This is a genomic window from Lysinibacillus sp. CTST325, from assembly GCF_054665055.1.
Genome location: NZ_BAAFHO010000019.1, coordinates 1 through 23,508, shown reverse-complemented (window position 1 = coordinate 23,508; position 23,508 = coordinate 1). Strand labels below are relative to the sequence as shown.

Genomic DNA, 23,508 nt, shown 5'->3' with positions numbered 1-23,508 from the left:
TCATCAATATATTTATAGAAATTTTGCCAAACTGTCATTGTCACCTATCTATTTATTTATCTGTGACAATCACTAAAGGCATTTACTTTAAAAGTATTAACTTATTCAATAATTGCAAGAATATCGCTTTCGCGTAAAATTAGGTATTCATTACCTTCATATTTAACTTCTGTACCAGAGTATTTAGAGAAAATAATGCGGTCGTCAACTTTTACGTCAAGCTCTACACGTTGCCCGTTCTCTAAAATACGACCCGTCCCAACTGCTACAACTTTACCTTCTTGTGGCTTTTCTTTTGCAGAGTCTGGCAGCACAATACCGAATGCAGATTTTTCTTCTACCTCGATTAGTTCGATTACAATACGATCTCCTAGTGGTCTTAACAAGTGAAACAACCTCCTATTAATTAAAATATATACTTGAAAGTTTATTAGCACTCTATCTAGTCGAGTGCTAACACAATTATTATGATAATCAATCACACTTTTTTTTGCAAGTCAGAACTTCGAAAAATTTTGTTTTCTTTCCATATTCCTCTACAATAGAAAGGTAGCATAATGAATGGAAAGGATTTTGACTGTGAACAATTCTCAAAAAATAAATAAACATAAAAAAACAGCCCTTTATGTTTTACTGATCTATATCCTCATGCAACTATCAGGTATATTGCTGGCAAAACCGTTTCACAAGATGGTTATGAGTACAACCGGTTTACCTAGTGAGCAAGCTGCTCCGCTTACGCAAGGCTGGTATATCGCTCTTAGCTTTGCCATTGCGTTAATTCTAAGCTTAATCCTAACATCTCGCGATAAAGCGTTTTGGGATATTTATCAAGGAAAGAAAGAAACTATTCCACTATCAATTATGTGGGGAATTATCGGTTTCTTCTTAGTTTTCATCGGCCAAATGATTGGCGCAGCTATCGAAATGGCTATATTCGGTATCCAAGGTGGATCGCAAAATACGGCAGATATTGTAGCTATTGCAAAAGGCGCTCCTATTGCAATATTAGCGATTGTTGTATTTGGACCAATATTAGAAGAGTTCGTCTTCCGTCGTGTTATTTTCGGATCGCTTGTCCAAACAACTAATTTCTGGGTAGCCGGTATAGTAAGCGCCATTTTCTTTGCACTTATTCATTTCGACTTCACACATATTTTGCTTTATACAATTTGCGGATTGATTTTTGCCTTCTTATATCACAAAACAAAACGCATTTGGACATCCATTATCGCCCATGTCATGCTGAACGGTTTTGTGACACTTGTACAATTGTATGCAGAACCATTGCAAAAGTTTCTTGAACAACTAGAAAAAATGCAATAAAAAATCAGTGGGCGTTTTTCTTCCACTGATTTTGACCTCTATAAACGAAAGCCCGATGCTAGTAATATGCATCGAGCTTCTACTATTATTGATTTAATTCTTCGATTTGACGTCGCTGCTGTTCAAGTGCCTCTTCGACCAGGCGTTTTTGCTCAGCTTCTTGTTCTTCCTTCATTCGCATTTCCTCTGATTTTAAGTACTTCTTATAGCCAATACGGGAAATCATAATGCTAATTTCATAAAGCATAAATAACGGTACTGAAACCATTAAGTGTGAAGCTAATTCAGGTGGTGCGATTAGAGCAGCACAGACAAATAAACCAAAGTATGAGTACTTACGAACACGAATTAGTAACTCAGGAGATAAAATCCCAATACGTGAAAAGAACAAGACGACAATCGGCAATTGGAAAAGAAAACCAAACGGTATTGTAAGCTTAAATAAAAACGAAAAATATTCATGTATGCCAATCGTTTGTTGAATCTCCAATTCGTTTGATAAATTCATCATAAACTTTATGACATAAGGGAATAGTAAAAAATATGAAAAGGACAACCCTGCTAAAAATAATAAAAAAGAATACGGTATATAGCTTAAAGTTGCTTTTCGTTCTACGTCCCTTAATCCTGGGCTAATAAATGCCCACAATTGATACATCAATACTGGCGAAGATAGAATAAATGCTATTAAAAAAACGACTTGGATATAAATTGCAAGTGGTGTTACTACATCAAACGCATGAAGTGTTATATTGTAAGACTCTCCAGTGATTTGAAGGTATTTAACAAGCGGCTTTGCAACAAAGAAGCCGCCAGCCATAGCTAGAACAAAGAAAACGGCAACAATGAAAAGCCGTTTTCTTAATTCTTCTATATGTTCAATGACAGTTAGATCTTTTGGATTCATTCCTCAACATCCTAACTTACTTATCTAATTCTTTCTTTTTCTTGTCATCATCATCTTCGTCGGCTAAACCTTTAGTAGCATTTTTGAATTCACGTAATGTCGAACCAAATGCTTTACCAAGCTCTGGTAACTTCTTAGGACCAAAAATTAGTAATGCGACAATTCCGATAATAATGAGGCTCATAGGACCTATACCACCCATTAAAGCCACCTCCTCTTTATATCCATCATTTTAACGCATAATTCGCCTTTTTGCTAACTAATTAAATGTGAAAGTTTTTCGTCAATCTCTCATTTTTTACATATTTCTATTTGACAGAAACTGTGAGCATACTATCAATTATGCCTCGGCATAATTGCCGCTGTCGCGCAGATAAACAATGCCGCTGTCTCTACAGATAAATTGCCACAGGACGTGGCGTTCTTAAACTGAGTTCCTCTATTTCAGCGGATCTTTGTACACCCGCTGAAAAACATCTCACCAACTATAAAAGTGAGACACACCCGCTGAAAGAAGTTAAATTATGTACAATTATCACTCTTCCTGATTACGAATTAAATAAATGAGTGCCTGCAATTCTACCGACAAATCGATTGTTAAAAGTTGCATTTTATCTGGTACAGTAATACGCTCCGGCGTAAAGTTCAAAATTCCTTTTGCGTCCATCGCCGCTAATCTATCAGCCATTTTCTGTGCAGAGCGTGGTGATACTGTTAAAATTGCAAGCTCCGCTCCATATTCTGCATATTTTTCTTCCAATAAATCAGGATGAAAAACAGGAATATTGCTAATCATCTTCCCTTCCTTCGGGGCCTTTGAGTCAAATGCCACAACGATATGGGTATTATGATTTTTTTGGAAATTGTATTTTAATAAAGCACTACCTAAATTCCCTACACCAATTAACGCTACTTTTGTCGCTTCATGTTGATCGAGCGTTTGACTAAAAAATTTCAAGAGATGCTGAACATCATAGCCATATCCCTTTTTCCCAAGCGCACCAAAATAAGAAAAATCACGACGAATAGTTGCAGAATCAATTTTCATCGCTTCACTCAGTTCCTTCGACGAAATACGTTCCATGCCTTCTTGTGCAAAGTTTTGGATAAATCGATAGTAAAGAGGAAGTCTTTTCGTAGTGGCTTGTGGAATTTTTAATTCTTGTTTCAAACTTTTTCCTCCTTATAGAGTATCAAATCTATTTATGATACACACTTAATTACCTATTTCTAAGTTTATAATATTCATTGGAGGATTTCTCTTTAGTTAATGGCGTTTTTACGCCACTAACTAAAGAGAAATCGTTTCAATCTTACATGACAGCTTGGAATAAGTAAAGCATCGACATTGCAAGGCAATCGCTCATCTATTACACTAAGGAAGAATTGAGGTGTCAAGAATGATTGTTTTACAGGTCAATCAACTATATAAATCCTTCCTTGCAGATGAAATTTTAAGTGGCGTAAAATTAGAGGTTCAACATCGTGATCGCGTTGCATTAGTAGGTCGTAACGGTGCTGGTAAGTCTACTTTACTTAAAATAATTGCTGGTCAAATGTCATATGACTCTGGCGATATTATTATCCCTAAAGGTATACAAATTGGGTATTTAGAGCAGCATGCTGGATTAAACTCAACATTGTCGATTTGGGATGAAATGATGACGATTTTTGAGCCGCTCATTACCCAAGAACAAGCAATCCGATCATTAGAACAACAAATGGCCGACCCTGCTGTTTATGAAAACCCTACTTTATATGCAAAAATAATGTCTGAATACGATCAATTGCAACATAACTTTAAGGATGCAGGTGGCTATCAATATGAATCTGATACACGTTCTGTGCTTCATGGCATGCAGTTTTATCATAATGATTACGAAAAGCCAATTAGCTCACTATCAGGGGGACAACGAACTCGGTTAGCGCTTGCTAAGCTTTTGTTAAGTAAACCTGACCTATTAATACTCGATGAACCTACTAACCATTTAGATATCGAAACCCTCTCTTGGTTGGAATCATATTTAAAAGGCTATGAAGGGGCTATTCTAATTGTTTCCCATGACCGCTACTTCTTAGACCAGGTTGTGTCCATTGTCTACGAAGTCTCTCGTCATCGCGTCACAAAATATACAGGCAATTATAGTGCCTATTTAGATGAAAAAGCTAAAAATTATGAGCGTGATTTGAAGCAATATGAACGTCAGCAAGATGAGAAGGCCAAGCTTGAGGAATTTATTCAAAAAAACATTGCTCGTGCTTCTACTACTAAAATGGCACAAAGTCGTCGTAAAATGCTTGAACGAACAGAATGGATGGAATCTCCTGATGGTGATGAAAAATCAGCAAGCTTCGGTTTTACAATTGAGCGCCCAAGTGGTAACGATGTATTGTCTGTTGATGACTTAGCGATAGGTTATAGTGATAAGAAAATATCAAGCGGCATCACATTGCGCACTTTCCGAGAAGACCGTATTGCACTTGTTGGACCAAATGGTGTTGGTAAATCAACTTTATTAAAAACCATCGTCAAAGATTTACTACCACTCTCTGGAGAGATTCGCTATGGTACAAATGTTCAAATTGGTTATTATGATCAAGAGCAGGCCAAGCTATCGAGCAATAAAAGTGTGCTAAAAGAGCTATGGGATGAATGGCCTTTAATGAATGAAAAAGATATTCGCACGGTGCTAGGTCGTTTCTTATTCAGTGGAGATGATGTAGATAAAATCGTGTCATCTCTATCTGGTGGAGAAAAGGCTAGACTCGCATTAGCTAAGTTGATGATGCAAAAGGCAAATTTCTTAATTCTCGATGAGCCTACCAATCACTTAGACTTAGATAGTAAAGAGATACTGGAAAACGCACTGATCGATTATCCTGGAACGCTCTTGTTTGTATCGCATGACCGATATTTCATCAATCGAATCACTACTAAAGTAATCGAACTATCCGGCGATGGTTCCTTTGAGTACTTAGGTGACTATGATTATTATCTTGAAAAGAAACAAGAACTATTGGAAATTGCACAAATGAAGGCTGCCGCTCAACCGCAAGTACAAACGGATGTATCCGAGAAGCTCTCTACCTCTAAAATTGATAAAGAGGCTAAAAAACGGGAGCGCCAAATTAGACGCACGCTTGAGGAACTAGAGGGGAAAATGCAGCAAGTAAACCTTGAAATAGCTCGCTTAGAAGAAGCTCTTTGCGATCCCGAGATTTTCACAGACCACGAAAAAATTACACAGCTTCAAGAGGAATTATCAACTGCTAAGGAACAGTATGAGTTATTCGAAATGGAATGGCTTGAGCTAAGTGAAGAACTTGAAAATATTATTTTATAACATCCCTCTTGAGGTGGAATAAACTTGTAAAGCCATGCGCCATGTCGCATGGCTTTTACTTTACTCGCGTTGATTTTTCATATATATTGGTCAAGTGCTATTTTTCGACAAAAAATGCCCACAACTTTATACACACTATCAATCTAGTAATACCAACATATCAACAGACTTTTCCACATTGTCCACAATTCAAAAATATTTTATTCACATCATTTTGTACAAAATAGGCTACTATATATTGAATAATCACAAGTTATGCACAAGTTATCAACATTTTGTGCATAAGTACGAATGTTCGCTGTTTTATTTCTACCTTACCTGTGGATAATTTTCTGAAAAATTTGTCAACTAATTGGATTCAAATTTTCTTATAGACACTGTTTTCTCAACAATTTTTTCACAAAAACAAAAAGAGATATTTTAGAATCAAATCTAAAACACCTCTTTTTCTAAAATCAATTATGCCTCAGTCCAAAATCGGCTTTATGCTTGGACACCCGCTGAAAAGTAGCTTAAATCCGCAGTCATCTACCACCTATAGAGATGGGAGACTTCTGTACCTGTCGCTACGCTTTCGCTACAAAAAACATTTGCTGAAAAAAGTTATACCCAGGATTTTAACTCCATTCCAGGGCGACCGTTCATTGATAAATTGCCTCGAATACCTGCTTCAAACATCGGTGTTGCTGCTGCCCCTATCATAGCGGCATTATCTGTACACAGCTTTAATGGCGGCACGAAAAATGGTATTTCTTCTTCAGTAAATACCGACTCAAGTGATGTACGTAAGCCCTTATTAGCCGCTACACCACCAGCTGCAATAACCTGTTTTACTTTATATTCGCGAGCTGCCCGTAATGTTTTCGCCGTTAATACTTCAACTACGCTATCCTGAAACCCTTTGGCAACGGCAGTCGGACAAATTTCTTCACCGCGTTGGTCCATGTTATGCTTATAATTAATAACCGCTGATTTCAAGCCGCTAAAACTAAAATCATAAGAATCTTCCTCTAACCACACTCTTGGGAAGGATACAGCCTCATCTCCCTCATGTGCTAATTTATCAATTCGCGGACCACCTGGATATGGTAAGTTTAAAACACGCGCAACCTTATCATAAGCTTCACCAGCTGCATCATCTCTCGTCTCACCGATGACTTCAAAAGAGCCATGTTCTTTCATATAAACTAGCTCTGTATGACCACCTGATACAACAAGTGCTAACAATGGGAATTCCATTGGCTGCACGAGTGCATTAGCATATATATGTCCAGCTATATGATGCACACCTACAATCGGTAAATTATTAGCAAATGCAAAGGCCTTCGCGGCATTAATCCCAATTAACAGTGCACCTACAAGACCAGGACCCTCAGTAACTGCCACAGCATCTAAATCAGCTGGCTTCATATTTGCCTGTGCTAATGCTTCTTCTATAACTACTGTAATTTGCTCAACATGATGACGAGATGCAATTTCAGGTACAACCCCACCAAATCGTTTATGACTTTCTATTTGAGATGCAACTACATTTGAAACAATTTCAGAACCATTTCGAATAATCGCCGCTGCTGTTTCATCACAGCTCGATTCTATTGCTAATATCATTCGATCTTCCATCATAAATTCACCCACATGACAAGGGCATCCTCCCCGTTATCTGTATAATAGCCTTTACGTATACCGCCATCTTGGAAATCAAGCTTTCGATAAAGATTTTGAGCAACTGTATTTGTTACTCGTACCTCTAAACTCATGACTTCCATAGTATGCTCTCTAGCAATACGCATTGCCTCTCGCATTAATCCTTCACCAATGCCGCGACCGCGAGCAGCCTCTAAAACGGCAACGTTCGTAATTTGCGCTGCGTCTATAACCATCCACATTCCACAAAAACCGATAATGTTATTATATTCATCTATAGCTAGCACATAATGAGCATACTGATTTTCATGCACTTCATAATAAAAAGAATCTAACGTCCATGGCGTAGGAAATGTAGCAAGCTCAATTCCATACACTTCTGGGACATCTTCAGATACCATTTTACGATATGTTACATTACTACTCATGTGCCTTCTCCTTTTGTTCCTTCAGCCAATTCGCCTCCGCCTCGGCAATACGTTTATATTGCGGGACAAAATGATGAACTGCATCCACACTTGGTAGTTCCAATTTCGTCGCTAATCGAACTGTTTCACTTGCCCGAGGTAAGTCATTACTAAATGGTGTACGCTGCGCATAATCACCTAGCACCTCTACGATTTTATGCCAAAAAACATCTACATCGGCTCCAACAAATAAAACCGGTGCCTCTAAAGTCTGTAAACGCTCTAACAAGCCATCTATATGATCGTGATAATCTTCTATAATTGTTTCAAGCTCACGACCTTTATAAACGGCCGTATAGACATTGCCTCTTCGCGCATCAAAAATAGGACAAATAAACCCATCATATAATGCTGCATTTGCGGCCAATGACTTTAAGCTAGATATTCCAACTAAAGGCTTTTTCAATGTCCATGCTAATGTTTTAGCAAGCGTCACACCTATCCGTACACCAGTATAAGAACCAGGTCCTTCTGATACAGCAATCGCATCCAACTCGCTTGGCTTTATGCCAGCCTTCGCTAGCACTTCTTCAATGGCTGGCATAGCACCTGCTGAATGCGTTAATTTTATATTTTGTACAATCTCCGCGATCACTTTCCCATCTTTTATTACTGCAATAGAAAGTGGTGCATTCGCTGTTTCAATCCCTAACCAAATCATTTCATTAGCTCCTCACATAATGCCTCATATCGCTTTCCAAGTGGTGTTAATACAAATCGTCGTTGATTTTCTCCGATCCGGTAAATCTCTATTCCAAGACGCTCTTGTGGTAAATCCTGTTCAATCAGATGAGCCCACTCGACAACTGACACCGCATCACCATAAAATAGTTCGTCCCATCCAAGATCCTCATCGCTTTCTGCTAAACGATAAACATCTAAATGATTAAATGGTAAACGCCCCTCATATTGCTTTACAATCGTAAATGTCGGGCTATTGACCGTTCTCGTCACGCCAAGTCCCTTCGCTAATGCTTTCGTAAATGTCGTCTTACCAGCGCCCAAATCACCTTCTAATGTAATTGTATCCTGAGCTTCTAGTAAGCTTGCTAGCTTCAGCGCAAAATTCTCAGTATCATCAAGTGAATTCATTATTTTTTCATACATCATCTCTTTTTCCTCTCCTAGCTCCATTACTTCTAGTTTACCGAAACAAGCGTAAATGTTCAAAACATCCAATGGATTTCAAAAAAACAATTACACCTTGGCGTAATTGTTTCAGCTTGTCGACCAAAAATATAAATACTGTGTATCTCATAAACAAAGTTATTTTCGCCCCGTGTAAGTACTCATAATGGGGTAGTCGGCAAGCTGAATCTACTCATCAATTAAGCCTTTGCTAAATTGTCGCTGACATATTAAACTATGTGATGAATCAAGATAAAACGCGCTTATTTTTTATGCCCCTTTACCTCAGTAACCTTTTTATCAACCAATTTATCATCTTTAAATTGTACTATATATGTTTTTGTCATAAGTATTTCATCATTCCAGCGATATTGATCTTTTTTTACTTTGTCCCCTGCTCCTCCTGCAATTTTTACCACTTCCATATATGACATACCTTCTTTTAATTTTTCAAATTCTGCTTCATTCATATTTTTCTGCCAGTGGTACGCATTGGACTCCTCTATATCTAAAATAGGATCTCCACAGCCTGCTAGTATTACAAGAGCACCTATTAGTAAGCTTATATTCAGACGTTTTATGTAAAAATAATTTCTCATGCTAACACCTCCAAATTTCTTCATACGTGAGGAATCGATAAAAAGTAGATTATCTGTACCAAAAGTGAAGTGTCGGGAAAAAAACTTTAATCTAAAAATCTATGGTTACCCCAAGAAATATTATAAAACCAATTTTATCGATATCCATTAATTTCCTTATATAAACAATAAAAAAAGTTCTTATGATTTAAAAGCATCATAAGAACTATATTATCGTTTATAATGGCGGTCCCGACCGGGATCGAACCGGCGATCTCCTGCGTGACAGGCAGGCATGTTAACCGCTACACCACGGGACCTCTTTAAGACATTTATAAATATATCATAGAATAATAACATATGCAATATTTTCTTGTTTTTTTTTTGCGCATCACCAAAAATTTGAGATGATATTTTGTTATTGGAGTAATGGCTCACGGCTCGCCCCCCAGATAGCAACGGAAATCCCCCCTCCTTTGTTTTTATTGCACGATAGCTCCTGCACAACAACATATATGTATACTCATGCCGACACCTTATTTGCTCTAAAATTTTGGCACGAATCTTGCAGTATATTTAAAAAGGGGGAATTATAAACATGTCACTACTAGAACAATTACGTGTAGCATTATGAGCACAAAAATCGGATGTGCTCATGAGGCTCTGGTCACACCAAAGGAGAGTGTCTCCCGGAATGAAATTCGCAGTCAAGTACATATATTGGTGAAGAGCCTTTTTACATTATTTATACACACGCATAATAATGTTCATTTTTTCAACACATTTTAAATATCTTTAATATAGACATTTATCACTCTAAAAATGTAAAAAATTGTTGTTACTAATACTCAATAGCATCATTTTCTATAGATTTAAGCACTTAAATAGAGAATGGAGGTTTTAAAATGCAACTTTCTATTAAACAAACTCATGATTTGAATTTAGTTATGACTGCACAACTTCGTCAAGCCATAGAGTTACTACAATATTCTACACTAGAATTAGAACAGTATATTCGTGAACAAGAGCTCGAAAATCCATTAATAGAGTTAAGTGAACCAATATTTCAAGAACGCACACATTTGTCAAAAGGTGTTAGCCGTCACACCAGTATCTTGGAACATGTAACTAAATATGAAAAAAATATTCGTGATGATTTATTTGAGGAAATTAAGCTAACCTTGCATAAAGATAAGGACATTAAACTGCTTAAACATATTATTTATCATTTGGATGACAACGGCTACTATGAACAACCAATGACGCCGACTTATCAAGATCATGAAATCGAAAAGGGTATTCACTTATTACAAAACATTGGACCACTTGGTGTTGGGGCACGGAATTTGAAAGAATGCCTACTATTACAAACAATGTATCATGAAAATAGCCCTGCCCATGCAGAAACAGTAATTTCCTTTTATCTTGATGAACTTGCAAATCAAAAATGGAAACAAATTGCCGACGAATTAGATATATCACTTTGTGAATTACAAGAGATTTATCAATTCATTCAAACTTTGCAACCTAAGCTTAGCTCACTGTTTTACCAGGAAGCTATACATCATCATACACCGGATATTATTGTTGAGATTGTTGATGGCGTCATCACTTTTTCATTAAATGATTATTATTTACCTAAAATCAATATACATGCGGACTATGCACCATATATTACTACCAATTCTTCTGAAAAGAGTTATTTTAAAAAGTATTTATCAGACTATCAATGGCTAGTTAACAGTATTGAGCAGCGCCGAAATACAATTATTAAAATCATAAAAGCACTTATTGAAAAGCAAAAAGCCTTTTTTACACATGGCTTTGATGCTATAGAGCCTCTTACCTTGCGTGAAATTGCTGAACAAATTGAAGTACATGAATCGACAGTTAGCCGAGTGACAACGAATAAATATGTACAAACGGCTTTTGGGATATTTGAACTTCGAGATTTATTCGCTTCTAAATTACAAACAACTAACGGTAATAGTGTTTCACAAATAAAAGTAAAATCGATTTTATCAAACTATATCAAAACTGAAAATAAAAATAAGCCTTTCTCAGATCAAAAAATTGCCGAGCATTTCAACACCACACTTGGTATTGAAATATCACGTCGTACAATTGCAAAATACCGTGAAGAAATGAACATTCCGTCATCTGCAAGACGTAAAATGATTCAATTTAATTAACTATTTTAAAAGGAGCTACTCTTAATTTGGTAGCTCCTTTTCCTATAGATGAAGGCTTACCACCCTAAAGTGAGATTGATTTCCGTTCTGACAGAGCACTTCCTATGGCATACGATGAGTCCAAGGAAGCGGCTTAGTTTTGCTTCATATTTACGAAGACACTTTTAACTTCCGTATAGTTGGACAAGCCATATTCGCCGCCCATTTCACGACCAACACCTGATTGCTTGTAACCTCCGAATGGCATCGTTTCCCACTCTAAACCAAAATCATTAATCCACACCGTTCCTGCTTGTAGCTTACTAGCGATATAATGTGCTTTTTTCACATTTTCAGTCCAAATGCTTGCTGCGAGTCCATACTTACTATCATTTGCACGGGCAATCACTTCTTCTACTGTATCAAATGAGAAAATAGACATAACCGGTCCGAATATTTCTTCACGAGCAATTGTCATATCATCCTGTACATCAGCAAATACAGTTGGTTGTACGAAATAACCTTTGTTAAATTCACGCTTCCCGCCTGCTACTAGACGTGCACCTTCCTCTCTTCCTTTTTCAATAAAACCAAGTACTGTATTCAGTTGTTTTTGTGAAACTAGTGGCCCCATATCTGTTTCTGAATTTAGCCCTGGTCCTAATTTTAATGTTTTTGCTTTTTCGGCGAGTCGCTCAACAAACTGATCGTATAAACTACTGTGTACAAAGACCCTTGTACATGCACTACAGTTTTGTCCGTGATTGTACATTGTCCCAGCAAATGTTCCTTCTATTGCTTCTTCTACGTCTGCATCTTGTAAAACGATTGCTGGAGATTTACCCCCAAGCTCCAATGTTACACTTTTCACATCGTCTGCTGCTTTTTTCATGACGTGAATTCCTGTCTTTGTGGATCCAGTGAATGCTACCTTGGCTACACCTTTATGTGTAACAACAGCTTCACCTGCTTCACCTGTACCTGGTACGATGTTCACAACACCATCTGGGAAGCCAGCTTGTTTCATTAATTGACCTACATACAATAAGGATAATGGCGTTTCCGCTGCCGGTTTAATAACAACTGTACAACCTACTGCTAATGCCGAGCCTAATTTCCATGCAGCCATTGCAAGCGGAAAATTCCATGGAATGATTTGCCCTACAACCCCTACTGGCTCATGGACAATGTAGTTTAAGTAATCCTTTGATACTTGCACCGTTTTTCCTGTTATTTTTGTTGCCCATCCTGCATAATAACGGAAATGTTGTACAGTACCGTCCACATCATCAGCTAAAGCCGTTTTGTATGGCTTACCATTATCTAATGATTCTAGCTGTGCAAGTTCTTCCCGATGCTCCTCTAGTAAGTCTGCAAATTTATAAATAATACGTGAGCGTTCTGCTGTATCCATGATGGACCATTTATTTTCAAATGCTTTCTGTGCAGCCAGTACAGCTATGTCGATATCTTCAGCTTGTGCTTCATGTACTGTTGCAATTACCTCTTCGTTTGCCGGGTTTAATACTTCAAATGTTTTACCTGATTGTGAATGTACATATTCACCATTAATATATAAACCAATTGTCGATTGTAAAAATTCCTTCACCTTTGGTTTCAATGTTAATAATGCCTCCATTTTGCCACCCTTTCTTATCATCAATTTCACCTTGGCTTCATTGTAGCTGTCGCTTTTCTTTCGCTACAAATAAACATTGTGTCCGGATTTTGAATTGTGCCAGGCCTTCACGAGGGCCGACACGATTGCTTTCAAAATTACTTATGCTCGATAACAAGTACGTCTAAGTCAGCCAAGATTGCTTTTAGTTGTGCATCTTCTTCCTCAGTTAATGGAAGACGTGGTAAACGGCAAGGTCCACCCGCCCAACCTTTTAATTCCATAGCACGCTTTGCAATTTGTACGTATTTACCTGACCCTTCTAAAAACGCACATAATGGTAATAAACGATCATAAATAGCCCAGGCTTCATCCAGATTGCCGTCTTTTACATTGTTATATAATTCCGTTACAAGTTCTGGCACGATGTTTCCTGATACAGAAATCCAACCAACAGCACCAACAAGGAATGATTCAATTGCTAAATCTTCTGAACCACAGAACACTTTAATGTTGTCTCGTCCTTGACGCACAATATCACGCGCTTTGCCAATGCTACCGCTCGATTCTTTAATATGTGTAATATTTGGTACGTCTCGGCCAACTTTTAATATTGTTTCTAAGCCAATATCCACACCAGAAGTAAATGGATTATTATAAATCATAATTGGAAAACTTACTGATTCTGCAACTGATTTAAAATGTAAATAGATTTCTTCATCTTTTGGATGTGCGTAATAAGAGTTAATGAGCAAAGCTGCATCTGCTCCTGCTTGTTCAGCTTGTTGTGTATATTCGATTGCCCCCGCTGTTGTTTCTGCAGCTGTACCAACAATTAATGTAATACGACCTTTAATTTGATCAACTGCTACTTCTACCGCTTTAAAACGCTCTTCTTTAGATAAACTTACGAATTCGCCTGTACTGCCGTTTATGGCAATACCCGTTACCCCCGCATCAATAAAACGCTCGATGTTTTGACGGAAGCCATCCCAATCGATGTCTGTTTGGTTTAACATTGGCGTTACTAATACTGGAAATGCACCTTCTAATTTTTTCATACTTCTTTCCTCCTAAGTAATTCAATAATATTTACACAATGACAAATCCTTGTTGTAGCGGATCTTCACTGTCTACTACAAATTGATGGATTCCTGTGATATATCCTGTTAATGCAATATCGTAGCCAACCTCATGTTTGTTTACAATTTCAATACAACTGCAAAAAATACTGTTATTTTTTTGAACAGCTTCATCGCCTAAGACCGCTATTAATGCAAGTGTACTATCTACACTTGGCGAGCGAAGAATATAGCCATCACGTTCAAATGTTACTGAACGCACTTCACTGTCTACTTTTTCATACACAATGACACCATCAGCTGCACTATATTTGGTACTCTCATTTACTCCCCAAGTACTAATATTTGCTAGCTCATCTAAGGCAAGTGCCTTGAATTGTTGTGGCTTTTCTAAAACAATATAACGTCGCTCACCATCTACCACTACGAATTCTTCTTCTACAAGCGCTGGCTTCACTGTTAATTGAACTGACAGTACTGCATCCTTTTTTTCCGAAAGTTGTACATTTACTTTATAAATACCTTTTACTGTTTCAATCGTATATATATCACTCTCTGATACTTCAATTGTTCCAAGCTCTATTAATGCTGTCGTCGTAGCTACAAGTGCTTCATACTTAAAATCTGTAGAAGCATCGTGCTGGAAAAATAATAAACGGAATGATGCAACGACTGATGGCAAAATAATGCATCCGTTCATACCACGATGCCCACGTGGTTCATTTAATAGAAGTTGTTTTGTATTTTCAAATTGTGTATTTAATACATTAGCCGCTTCCACTATATTTTCCTGAGAAATTGCGATAGGCGATTGCACGACTATGCGAAAAGCTTCTCCGACTACCTGTGTATCAATCGTTTGAAAAGATTTATGATAGTTCATATTAATCCTCCTCTAGTGATCCATTGGTGGAATCATCAGGTAGCCTTCTTTTAACGGGTCCTGATCATTGTAAAAGAATCGATGCATACCCATTACCCATGCAGATCCTGTTATTTCTGGGATAACAGCTGTTAAATCACCAACAGCTACTTCCTCTAGTACACGTGCTTGAAACAATGTACCTACAATACTTTCATAAATGAACTGTTCATTAATAGCGAGCTCATTTTTCGTGTAAAGTGTCGCAATTTTAGCTGAAGTACCTGTACCACATGGTGAACGATCAATTCCGCCCGGCGGTACAACGACTGTATTTTTTAAATCCGCTAAGTCATTTGCTGGATCTGTATAAAACTCGATATGCGTTAACCCATGAATAAACGAAAACTCAGGATGTACGATCTCTTCCTTGGCATTCACGGCATTGCGAAGACGAATGCCTGTATTAATAATATTCGTAGCATTTTCTACTGATAAATCGAGATCTATTTTTCTAGCATCTATAATGCCGTAAAAATTACCGCCATACGCAATTTCACATTCAACAATACCAAGTGCAAGGTCTTCAATTTCAACTGTCTTTAATAGAAAAGAAGGTACGTTTTTAAACGTTACTTCTTTGGCCATGCCATCTTCTACTTTAATTTTCACATCAATTAAACCTGCTGGCGTGTCTAATTTAATATGAGTATAAGGGGTTTGAACCTCAATTAAATTCGATTCAACAAGAGCTGTGCAAACACCAATCGTGTCATGCCCACACATTGGTAAGTAGCCACCAGTTTCAATATAAATTACACCTAAATCAGCTTCTGGATGGCAAGGGTCCGTAATAATAACACCTGACATGACGCTATGTCCTCGAGGCTCGTTCATAAGAAATTTTCGGATCCAGTCAAAGTGCTTTTGCATATAAAGCATTTTGTCAGACATCGTTTTACCTTTAAGCTTCGGCATGCCACTAATGAGTGAACGTGTTGGATTTCCACCTGTATGGGTATCAATTGTTGTAAATAACTTTTGAAATTTCATTTGTGGAGTACCCCTTTCTTAAATCGATTTATATTCACTGGCTCAGTAGGAATACATGTATCTTTGTGTTGTAGCAATTCTTGCACAAGCTTTCCTGTGACTGCTGCTAAACTAATACCATCCCCTTCATGGCCTGCCGCTATGTAGAAGCCTGGTATCTCCTCTATTTCACAAATAATTGGTAAATGATCCTCCGTCCATGGTCTTAGCCCCGCATATGTACGAATAATCGACATGTCTGCGATTTTCGGATAGAAACGTACTGCACGTCTAGCAATCATTTTCACGACATCATGATTTACTTTCGTATCAAAGCCAACAAATTGGCGACTACTCCCTATTAAAAAGTTTTGTGCTTCTGTCGGTTCAAATACTAAAGCAACTCCATATTTTTCAATATCCGCATCCACCGTACGCTCTCCGCCAAACTTTGAAATTAAATAACCAAATTCCATAACCTTTCGTAGGCCCACTGGTTGCTGACGCGACGCCACAATAATATGTCCTTTACGCGGCTTAATAGGTACGTCAACACCAAGCATTTGTCCGATAAACGGAGCCCAAATACCACAAGCATTAATAACTTTATTAGCTGTCATTATCCCTTCGTTAGTCTCGATTAAAAACGTGCCTTTAGGCTGTTTCTTTATGTTTTTTACTTCTGTATGTTTTCGTATTTTTGCACCCAATTTTTCTGCTGAATGGAACATAGAAAATGTCAGCATATAAGGATTTACTGTGGAATCTGTTTTACACTCCAATCCACCATATAAATCATCTGCAAAAAATTTTGACTCGTTTCGCAAGTCTGCGCGATCTAACATAGTAAACTCTAAACCCGCTTCTTGTTGACGAGTCACCCATCGCTGAGCGGCTTCCATTTCTACATCACTTTCACAAACAAGAATACTTCCAGGGTTGCGATATTCAAATTTAATTTCCAAATCTTTATCTAACTCATGTACTAATTGCTGGCTTACTAATGACATCTGGCTGTCAAAGCCCGGATCCTTATCTATAGCTAAAATATTTCCATCACAGCGAGAAGATGTACCACTCGCCAATTCATTTTTTTCGAGTACCATTATTTCTAGACCCGCCTTTGCACAATAATAAGCAATTGCCCCGCCAATAATGCCACCTCCAATAACTACGATATCATGATGAGATTTCTGCAAGACTCTCCCCCCTTTTTGCTAGCACTTAACATTCTGCAAAAAACGTGCCAATCTATCTATTCGGAATTTGTTTGATAAACTATGTAGTATGTGTCAAAATTATTTATATTATTCAAAAAAATTAGACAAATGATTAATGAGGGGGCTTTATTTTGCATCCATACCATTTAATTATGAATAAAATGTTAAAACTGAATTTGGCTTTTATTCCAATAGAGGATGTTATCACTAAACTTAACGATGACAAGATACAGTACTTTGTCATTGAAAATGAGAAGCCTTATGCAGTGAAACGAGGTAAAAGGAAAAGTGATTTTGAATATATAGCCTGTCAAATTGTTCGCATGGATTGTCCAATCAAAACAGCTCTTGATTATTTGGAGGAATATGAATTTTTACTAATACGTGATGAAACGAAGCAATATATAGGATATTTATCGAAAGATTCCTTGATGTACGATCTCGCTTATGAGTTAGAGTGTCTAAACGCTTATTTAAATACCATTTTAGAAACGATTAATGAATCGTGTACTGTCATTGATCGTAATCAAAACGTGGTTTATTGGACTAAAGGCGCGGAGAGAATTTTTTCTGTATCTGGGGAAAATATTATTGGAAAGCCAATCACAGATTTCTTTAAAGAAGATCAACTTGAAATTTTACATACATTGCAACATGGAAAATCCGTTTATCAACAACAGCATTTTCCGCGTGAAGATCTAGTTGTAATGATTAATTCCAATCCTGTTATGTTAAACGATCAAACGATAGGCGCGGTCGTAGCCGAAACAGACATTACCCATGTAAAAAAATTAAACGAAGAGCTTCATATTACTTCTGAAAAATTATTGAATTTAGAGAAACAGATGAATACGAACGGCTTAGCCTATGACCCATTTACACTTATTCGTGGTAATAGCCCAACACTTAAAAAGGTGCTCGAAAAAGTAAAAAAGGTCGCAAAAACCGAGGCAAATATTTTAATCTATGGAGAAAGTGGCGTCGGGAAAGAGCTTTTCGCACGTGCAGTCCACGCAATTCGTGAAAAACCAGATGCACCATTTGTAGCCATCAACTGTGGGGCCATTCCAAGTGGCTTATTCGAAAGTGAGATTTTTGGTTATGAAAAAGGAGCCTTTTCTGGAGCACATCAAAAAGGAAAAAAAGGAAAAGTTGAACTTGCCCGAGGAGGTACACTGTTTTTAGATGAAATTGGAGAAATGCCTTTAGATATGCAAGTAAAGATTTTACGATTGCTGCAGGAAAAAACATTTTATGCAGTAGGCGGCACGAAAGAAATGGATGTCGATTTTAATTTAGTAGCCGCTACTAACAGGGATCTGAAGGAAATGGTGGAAGAAGGGAAATTCAGAGAAGATTTATATTATCGTTTAAATGTCGTAAATTTCACGGTGCCACCACTACGAGAACGGGCTTCAGATATTTTGGAGATTAGTAACTACTTCTTATATGAAAAATCCATTAAATACAATCGACCCATTCAAGGAATTCCTCCTGAAATTGCACAGATTCTTTTGCAGTATCAATGGCCAGGAAATGTTCGTGAACTAGGTAATGTTATAGAACGCCTCGTAGTTTTTTCTGATGAAGGGGCCATTCATATTGAAGATTTACCTGCTGATATTTTAGAAGCCGTTCCAAAAAGTGAACTCAATGTGCGAAAAGATTTTCCACAAGGGACGCAACTAAGCAATCAACTAGAGCATTATGAACGTGAAATTATTTTAGAGCAGCTTGCTCTCGTAAATGGCAATAAAAAAATCTGTGCAAAAAATTTAGGCATTACTCGTGCTACTTTATACAATCGATTGAAAAGATTAAACATCCATGTCTAATTACTTTAAATTAATGTCAATAATTCTATACACTTTTCTTTCGGTATACGTAAAACCACTAACAAAGCATTAATAGACATCAAAAAACTTTATGGCATAGTTTTTGCAGTAACTAATATATAAATAAAATTCCTTAATTAGGGGTGTAGTTATGCATAATAAACCTATGATTGTATGTCGTTGTGAAGAAATTAGCTATGATGAACTTGTAGAAGTAGCTTCTGAATATAATTGCTCTGCTCGAGAACTTAAGCTACGGACGCGGGCAGGTATGGGCTATTGTGGCGGTCGCACTTGTCGCATAATGGTTGATTTAATCGCACATAAACATCATCCACGATCTGATGACGAAATTTCATTAAAATATCAGGCACCAATTCGTCCTGTACGGTTTGCTGATCTAGGGGAGGTTAAATAATGTCTGAACGTATTATGAGCCACCCTGTTTTAGGCGTTTTACCTTCAAAAGACAAAGTGTCTTTCACTTTTGATGACCAAGAATATGGAGGATACAAAGGTGAATCATTAGCAGCTGCCCTACTTGCAAATGGCATTCGCACCTTACGTGTCCATGAAGACACAGGTCAACCACGTGGCATCTACTGTAATATTGGCCACTGCTTTGAGTGTCGCGTCAATGTCAACGGCTTAGAAGGACAACGCGCGTGTATAACACCGGTCTATGACGGCATGATTGTGAAAAGTGGTAAGATACTTCCTACGTCGGTACGTGACTGGAGGGAGAATAATGGAAAATAAAGTGATCATTATTGGTGCTGGTCCTGCTGGGCTTTCTGCCGCTATTACATTAGCAGAAAAAAATATAGCTGTTCTAGTCATCGATGAATACTTATATGCAGGAGGACGCTTACTTGGACAATTATATGAAGAAAGTCCAGGAAAATGGTGGAATGGTATTGTAGAATCCGGGCGTTTATTGGAACATGCAAAAGCCCTCAATGTTGAGATTTTACTCCAAACAAGCGTTTCAGATTTAGAAAAAATGGAGCAGGAGTGGATCGTTTATACAAATAATGGCGTATTCCGTACAACGCAGCTTTTGTTAGCTACAGGTGCCGCTGAATCACCTTTCCCAATACCAGGATGGACACTTCCTGGTGTAATGTCTGTTGGAGCTGCACAAGTAATGACAAATGTACATCGTGTAAAGCCTGGAAAACGGGGGATTATTATTGGCGTTAACGTACTTTCCTCAGCCATCGCGATGGAATTACAAATCGCCGGCGTTCAAGTAGCAGCCATTACATTACCCGCTGCTAACTTATTAACAGAGGATAGTGGAAACCCTTTAGAGGTCATGAATTCATTACTACATGTATCTCATATGGCCCCCTCCCCCCTTGTTAAAATCGGAAGTAAGTTTATGAAAAATGAATTTATGAAGAAGTTAGGCATTACCTTCTATCCAAAAAACGGAGTGAAAATGTGGGATATTCCAATAATGTTACGAAAAGCTGTCGTAGAAATTGTTGGTAAAGAACGTGTAGAAGGAGTTGTCATCGCAACAGTGAATACTGACGGCTCCATCGTTCCTGGCAGTGAAAAACGCATTAAAGCAGATTTTGTTTGTATTGCTGGCGGATTATATCCTTTAGCAGAACTTGCTTCATTAGCAGGATGTCCATTCCATTATATTGAACAATTAGGTGGGTTTATCCCATTACATAATGAGCAAATGGAAACTAACTTAGAGGGGCTATATGTTGCGGGCAATATTACAGGTATTGAAGGGGCGAAAGTTGCATTAGCACAAGGCAAAGTTGCTGCTCTTACAATAGCACAGAAATTAAATACTGGCACTACAATGCAAGAAATTCAACTCGCTATTGAAGATATAGAGACAACAAGAGCAAACGCACATATTCAATTCCACCCCGAAATTTTAGCAGGTCGCCAACAATTGAAAAAAATTTGGATAGAGTCATTCCTAAAAGTTACTAAATGAGACTGTCAGTATTTTAGACAAAACAAAAAAGTGTATAACTCTTGGAAATAAGAATATTACACACAACAAGCATTCGAGTCAGCGTAAACAACAGATCGACCTAATCATTATGCCTTGGAACGGCTTTGTGTAAACACAAAGCCGTTCCGTGACTTCTGCCAGAGGCTTTAGACCAACAAATCGAGACTTCTATAGCTCCACTTTACTTTCATTATAAAGCCATTTGTAGCTAACGCTTCGCTTTCGCTACCAAAACACTTACTAAAAGAAGTAAAAAATCTTTTTCTCATACTACGGAGAAAAGGATTTTTTATTTGCAGTCAAGTACATATTTTGCTTTATGGCACAGAAAATGCATTAAGAATTATAAGGGAGGAAAATTTTAAAGGGAGGTATTTTTAACTTTGCGTAATCCTTAACGACAGAAAGTCTATGTCCTATGTAGGAAGACGATTTGTGGATTCTTCTTAGTTTGAAATGGAAGTACTTAATCTTGGGAAAATGCTCCGAATGCAAGAAAAAAGAATTCGTTGGTTCAAGGGGGAAATGAGATGGAAGCAATCGTTAATACGTTAGTCGATTATATTTGGGGAAATGCACTCGTTTATTTAGCATTAGGTGTAGGTTTGTATTTTACTGTTCTGACTAGAGCTGTACAATTTCGTTATATTCCAGAAATGATACGATTATTGCGTGAACGAAAAGAATCAAATGAAGGAATATCATCTTTCCAAGCTTTTTGTATGGCATTATCTGGACGTGTTGGGGTTGGTAATATCGCAGGTGTAGCTACTGCTATTGCAGCGGGTGGACCAGGTGCAGTTTTTTGGATGTGTGTAATGGCGTTCCTCGGAGGCGCAAGCGCTTTCATTGAATCAACACTAGCACAGGTTTATAAAGAAAAAGCAGATAATCAATATCGTGGTGGATCACCGTTTTATATTGAAAAAGGTTTAAAACTTAAAGGTTTCGCTATTTTTGTAGCACTTGTTATTTGTATTTCTTATGGCATTTTAGTACCCGGTATTCAAGCAAATACAATTGCCACTTCATTTAGTACAGCATTTAATATTTCTCCATATATAACGGGTATAGTGATTGTTGTCCTTTTAGGACTAATAATTTTTGGTGGTGTTAAACGTATTGCTCGAGTTGCCGATAAAATTGTGCCTATCATGGCGCTTGCCTACGTTCTTTTAACACTTATTATTTTAGGTGCTCATGCAAGTGAAATTCCTAATATGATTAAATTAATTTTTACAAGTGCATTTGGGACGAACGAAATATTTGGGGGTATAATTGGTACTGCCATCGCTTGGGGTGTAAGACGTTCAGTATTTTCAAATGTTGCTGGAGCTGGTGAAGCAACATTCAGTTCTGCAGCTGCTGAAGTATCCCATCCAGCTAAACAAGGATTAGTACAAGGTTTCTCGATTTACATTGATACTATTATCGTGTGTACAGCAACTGCTTTAATGATTTTAATTACAGGTATGTATAATGTAACACCTCCTGGAGCAACAGCGCCTCTAGTTGAAAACATTCCTGGCGTTGTGGCAGGTACTGCTTATACACAAGCAGCAGTCTCTACTGTGTTTAATGATTTTGGTAGTGGTTTCGTGGCTATAGCCATTTTCCTTTTTGCATTTACAACTTTAATGGCCTACTACTATATCGCAGAAACTACCATCGTATATTTAGATAAAAAACTGCAATACCCAGTATTAAAATTAGTTTTAAAATTAGTCTTCTTAATTGTAGTTTATATTGGAAGTGTTCAATCTGTTAGTTTGATGTGGGGTCTTGGGGATATCGGATTCGGCAGTATGAGTTATTTAAACTTTATTGCAATTGTCTTATTAACAAAACCAGCTATAAAAGTTTTGCGTGATTACGACCGTCAAAAGAAGGCTGGGCTCGATCCGATTTTTGATCCGCGAAAAGTAGGCATTGAAAACGCTGATTTCTGGATAGAGTACAGCGATAAGCATAAGCACACTAAATAGATAAAAGAGCAACTACAAAAACTTTAATGGTTTGTAGTTGCTCTTTCATTGTTTAATTGCCGATAGTATTAATTTTTTGTCGATATTAATAACATCATTTGAACAATTGCATTAAAGTGCCCGTTTACATCCAACCATAGGGATCGAAGGACTAGGAGGATATAGCACTTTAGCCTATGCCGTTTCTTTAACAATAAAAAACAGCCAGCACTCAGCTGACTGTTTTCATTGCCTAGCGACGTCCTACTCTCACAGGGGGAAGCCCCCAACTACCATCGGCGCTAAAGAGCTTAACTTCCGTGTTCGGTATGGGAACGGGTGT

The 23,508-nt window shown here is 37.6% G+C and carries 22 protein-coding genes, 1 tRNA gene and 1 rRNA gene; 8 read left to right on the top strand and 16 right to left on the bottom strand.

Translation table 11 applies throughout. The annotated features are described in order from the left end of the window. Positions 1 to 101: 101 nt before the first annotated feature. A complete protein-coding gene (gene groES / locus ACYQ73_RS25555; RefSeq protein ID WP_049667833.1) occupies positions 102 to 386 on the bottom strand; it encodes a co-chaperone GroES in 285 nt (94 codons plus the stop codon). A gap of 175 nt (positions 387 to 561) precedes the next feature. Here groES and ACYQ73_RS25550 point away from each other — a divergent pair, with 175 nt between their 5' ends. Next, entirely contained in the window at positions 562 to 1,326 is a 765-nt protein-coding gene (locus tag ACYQ73_RS25550; RefSeq protein ID WP_460015020.1) for a CPBP family intramembrane glutamic endopeptidase, read from the top strand. An 85-nt stretch (positions 1,327 to 1,411) separates the two neighbouring features. On the opposite strand, the gene tatC is transcribed toward ACYQ73_RS25550, so the two are convergent. From tatC to ACYQ73_RS25535, 3 genes are all read right to left on the bottom strand, one after another. Beyond that, positions 1,412 to 2,233 carry a twin-arginine translocase subunit TatC gene (gene tatC, locus ACYQ73_RS25545; protein WP_460015019.1) on the bottom strand — a complete coding sequence of 274 codons (822 nt, stop codon included), beginning with the start codon at positions 2,231 to 2,233 and terminating at the stop codon, positions 1,412 to 1,414. Between the two features lie 16 nt (positions 2,234 to 2,249). After that, a complete protein-coding gene (locus tag ACYQ73_RS25540; RefSeq protein ID WP_010857065.1) occupies positions 2,250 to 2,435 on the bottom strand; it encodes a twin-arginine translocase TatA/TatE family subunit in 186 nt (61 codons plus the stop codon). A 333-nt stretch (positions 2,436 to 2,768) separates the two neighbouring features. Next, positions 2,769 to 3,404, bottom strand: coding sequence for a redox-sensing transcriptional repressor Rex (locus ACYQ73_RS25535; protein WP_460015018.1), 636 nt, complete (start codon positions 3,402 to 3,404; stop codon positions 2,769 to 2,771). A 229-nt stretch (positions 3,405 to 3,633) separates the two neighbouring features. On the opposite strand from ACYQ73_RS25535, the gene ACYQ73_RS25530 reads away from it, so the two are divergent. Beyond that, on the top strand, positions 3,634 to 5,577 hold the full coding sequence (locus ACYQ73_RS25530; protein ID WP_460015077.1) for an ABC transporter ATP-binding protein: 1,944 nt from the start codon (positions 3,634 to 3,636) through the stop codon (positions 5,575 to 5,577). A gap of 603 nt (positions 5,578 to 6,180) precedes the next feature. Here the strand turns inward: ACYQ73_RS25530 and tsaD are convergent. From tsaD to ACYQ73_RS25500, 6 genes are all read right to left on the bottom strand, one after another. Next, positions 6,181 to 7,197 (bottom strand): tRNA (adenosine(37)-N6)-threonylcarbamoyltransferase complex transferase subunit TsaD, encoded by a 1,017-nt coding sequence (gene tsaD, locus ACYQ73_RS25525; protein ID WP_460015076.1) that lies wholly within the window; start codon positions 7,195 to 7,197, stop codon positions 6,181 to 6,183. Then, on the bottom strand, positions 7,197 to 7,649 hold the full coding sequence (gene rimI / locus ACYQ73_RS25520; RefSeq protein ID WP_460015017.1) for a ribosomal protein S18-alanine N-acetyltransferase: 453 nt from the start codon (positions 7,647 to 7,649) through the stop codon (positions 7,197 to 7,199). Before rimI ends, tsaD begins: the two co-directional genes overlap by 1 nt. Further along, entirely contained in the window at positions 7,642 to 8,349 is a 708-nt protein-coding gene (gene tsaB / locus ACYQ73_RS25515) for a tRNA (adenosine(37)-N6)-threonylcarbamoyltransferase complex dimerization subunit type 1 TsaB (RefSeq protein WP_460015016.1), read from the bottom strand. The genes rimI and tsaB overlap by 8 nt, the downstream gene beginning before the upstream one ends. Continuing rightward, entirely contained in the window at positions 8,346 to 8,795 is a 450-nt protein-coding gene (gene tsaE / locus ACYQ73_RS25510) for a tRNA (adenosine(37)-N6)-threonylcarbamoyltransferase complex ATPase subunit type 1 TsaE (protein WP_460015075.1), read from the bottom strand. The genes tsaB and tsaE overlap by 4 nt, the downstream gene beginning before the upstream one ends. 284 nt (positions 8,796 to 9,079) lie before the next feature. Continuing rightward, positions 9,080 to 9,415 (bottom strand): hypothetical protein, encoded by a 336-nt coding sequence (locus ACYQ73_RS25505; RefSeq protein WP_460015015.1) that lies wholly within the window; start codon positions 9,413 to 9,415, stop codon positions 9,080 to 9,082. Between the two features lie 223 nt (positions 9,416 to 9,638). Next, positions 9,639 to 9,714: transfer RNA gene (locus ACYQ73_RS25500), tRNA-Asp, on the bottom strand. 585 nt (positions 9,715 to 10,299) lie between these two features. On the opposite strand from ACYQ73_RS25500, the gene rpoN reads away from it, so the two are divergent. Continuing rightward, the gene (gene rpoN / locus ACYQ73_RS25495) at positions 10,300 to 11,586 is read left to right on the top strand and encodes an RNA polymerase factor sigma-54 (RefSeq protein WP_460015014.1); all 1,287 of its coding nucleotides are present in this window, start codon (positions 10,300 to 10,302) and stop codon (positions 11,584 to 11,586) included. A 133-nt stretch (positions 11,587 to 11,719) separates the two neighbouring features. On the opposite strand, the gene ACYQ73_RS25490 is transcribed toward rpoN, so the two are convergent. The 5 genes from ACYQ73_RS25490 to ACYQ73_RS25470 form a co-directional block, all read right to left on the bottom strand. After that, positions 11,720 to 13,204, bottom strand: a complete 1,485-nt coding sequence (locus ACYQ73_RS25490; RefSeq protein ID WP_460015074.1) for an aldehyde dehydrogenase family protein — start codon at positions 13,202 to 13,204, stop codon at positions 11,720 to 11,722. Positions 13,205 to 13,341: 137 nt separating this feature from the next. Then, on the bottom strand, positions 13,342 to 14,244 hold the full coding sequence (gene dapA / locus ACYQ73_RS25485; RefSeq protein WP_460015013.1) for a 4-hydroxy-tetrahydrodipicolinate synthase: 903 nt from the start codon (positions 14,242 to 14,244) through the stop codon (positions 13,342 to 13,344). 31 nt (positions 14,245 to 14,275) lie between these two features. Further along, entirely contained in the window at positions 14,276 to 15,148 is an 873-nt protein-coding gene (locus ACYQ73_RS25480) for a proline racemase family protein (RefSeq protein ID WP_460015012.1), read from the bottom strand. A gap of 12 nt (positions 15,149 to 15,160) precedes the next feature. Beyond that, positions 15,161 to 16,180 (bottom strand): proline racemase family protein, encoded by a 1,020-nt coding sequence (locus tag ACYQ73_RS25475; RefSeq protein ID WP_460015011.1) that lies wholly within the window; start codon positions 16,178 to 16,180, stop codon positions 15,161 to 15,163. Further along, positions 16,177 to 17,358, bottom strand: coding sequence for an NAD(P)/FAD-dependent oxidoreductase (locus tag ACYQ73_RS25470; protein WP_460015010.1), 1,182 nt, complete (start codon positions 17,356 to 17,358; stop codon positions 16,177 to 16,179). Before ACYQ73_RS25470 ends, ACYQ73_RS25475 begins: the two co-directional genes overlap by 4 nt. Before the next feature lie 152 nt (positions 17,359 to 17,510). On the opposite strand from ACYQ73_RS25470, the gene ACYQ73_RS25465 reads away from it, so the two are divergent. From ACYQ73_RS25465 to ACYQ73_RS25445, 5 genes are all read left to right on the top strand, one after another. After that, positions 17,511 to 19,214 carry a sigma-54 interaction domain-containing protein gene (locus tag ACYQ73_RS25465; protein ID WP_460015009.1) on the top strand — a complete coding sequence of 568 codons (1,704 nt, stop codon included), beginning with the start codon at positions 17,511 to 17,513 and terminating at the stop codon, positions 19,212 to 19,214. 151 nt (positions 19,215 to 19,365) lie between these two features. Continuing rightward, positions 19,366 to 19,632: a (2Fe-2S)-binding protein gene (locus ACYQ73_RS25460; protein ID WP_460015008.1), complete on the top strand. Its 267-nt coding sequence runs from the start codon at positions 19,366 to 19,368 to the stop codon at positions 19,630 to 19,632. Continuing rightward, a complete protein-coding gene (locus tag ACYQ73_RS25455) occupies positions 19,632 to 19,973 on the top strand; it encodes a (2Fe-2S)-binding protein (protein WP_460015007.1) in 342 nt (113 codons plus the stop codon). The genes ACYQ73_RS25460 and ACYQ73_RS25455 overlap by 1 nt, the downstream gene beginning before the upstream one ends. After that, a complete protein-coding gene (locus tag ACYQ73_RS25450; RefSeq protein ID WP_460015006.1) occupies positions 19,963 to 21,180 on the top strand; it encodes an NAD(P)/FAD-dependent oxidoreductase in 1,218 nt (405 codons plus the stop codon). Before ACYQ73_RS25455 ends, ACYQ73_RS25450 begins: the two co-directional genes overlap by 11 nt. Before the next feature lie 551 nt (positions 21,181 to 21,731). Continuing rightward, on the top strand, positions 21,732 to 23,186 hold the full coding sequence (locus ACYQ73_RS25445) for an alanine/glycine:cation symporter family protein (protein ID WP_460015005.1): 1,455 nt from the start codon (positions 21,732 to 21,734) through the stop codon (positions 23,184 to 23,186). 230 nt (positions 23,187 to 23,416) lie between these two features. Here the strand turns inward: ACYQ73_RS25445 and rrf are convergent. Continuing rightward, positions 23,417 to 23,508 (bottom strand): 5S ribosomal RNA (gene rrf, locus ACYQ73_RS25440); the annotation flags it as partial.

Coding starts and splice junctions, on each gene's coding strand:
- ACYQ73_RS25455 (WP_460015007.1), top strand. CDS start 19,632: ATGTCTGAACGTATTATGAGCCACCCTGTTTTAGGCGTTTTACCTTCA.
- ACYQ73_RS25490 (WP_460015074.1), bottom strand. CDS start 13,204: ATGGAGGCATTATTAACATTGAAACCAAAGGTGAAGGAATTTTTACAA.
- tatC (WP_460015019.1), bottom strand. CDS start 2,233: ATGAATCCAAAAGATCTAACTGTCATTGAACATATAGAAGAATTAAGA.
- ACYQ73_RS25540 (WP_010857065.1), bottom strand. CDS start 2,435: ATGGGTGGTATAGGTCCTATGAGCCTCATTATTATCGGAATTGTCGCA.
- tsaD (WP_460015076.1), bottom strand. CDS start 7,197: ATGGAAGATCGAATGATATTAGCAATAGAATCGAGCTGTGATGAAACA.
- ACYQ73_RS25460 (WP_460015008.1), top strand. CDS start 19,366: ATGCATAATAAACCTATGATTGTATGTCGTTGTGAAGAAATTAGCTAT.
- dapA (WP_460015013.1), bottom strand. CDS start 14,244: ATGAAAAAATTAGAAGGTGCATTTCCAGTATTAGTAACGCCAATGTTA.
- tsaE (WP_460015075.1), bottom strand. CDS start 8,795: ATGTATGAAAAAATAATGAATTCACTTGATGATACTGAGAATTTTGCG.
- rpoN (WP_460015014.1), top strand. CDS start 10,300: ATGCAACTTTCTATTAAACAAACTCATGATTTGAATTTAGTTATGACT.
- ACYQ73_RS25505 (WP_460015015.1), bottom strand. CDS start 9,415: ATGAGAAATTATTTTTACATAAAACGTCTGAATATAAGCTTACTAATA.
- rimI (WP_460015017.1), bottom strand. CDS start 7,649: ATGAGTAGTAATGTAACATATCGTAAAATGGTATCTGAAGATGTCCCA.
- ACYQ73_RS25450 (WP_460015006.1), top strand. CDS start 19,963: ATGGAAAATAAAGTGATCATTATTGGTGCTGGTCCTGCTGGGCTTTCT.
- ACYQ73_RS25480 (WP_460015012.1), bottom strand. CDS start 15,148: ATGAACTATCATAAATCTTTTCAAACGATTGATACACAGGTAGTCGGA.
- ACYQ73_RS25550 (WP_460015020.1), top strand. CDS start 562: ATGGAAAGGATTTTGACTGTGAACAATTCTCAAAAAATAAATAAACAT.
- tsaB (WP_460015016.1), bottom strand. CDS start 8,349: ATGATTTGGTTAGGGATTGAAACAGCGAATGCACCACTTTCTATTGCA.
- ACYQ73_RS25445 (WP_460015005.1), top strand. CDS start 21,732: ATGGAAGCAATCGTTAATACGTTAGTCGATTATATTTGGGGAAATGCA.
- ACYQ73_RS25530 (WP_460015077.1), top strand. CDS start 3,634: ATGATTGTTTTACAGGTCAATCAACTATATAAATCCTTCCTTGCAGAT.
- ACYQ73_RS25475 (WP_460015011.1), bottom strand. CDS start 16,180: ATGAAATTTCAAAAGTTATTTACAACAATTGATACCCATACAGGTGGA.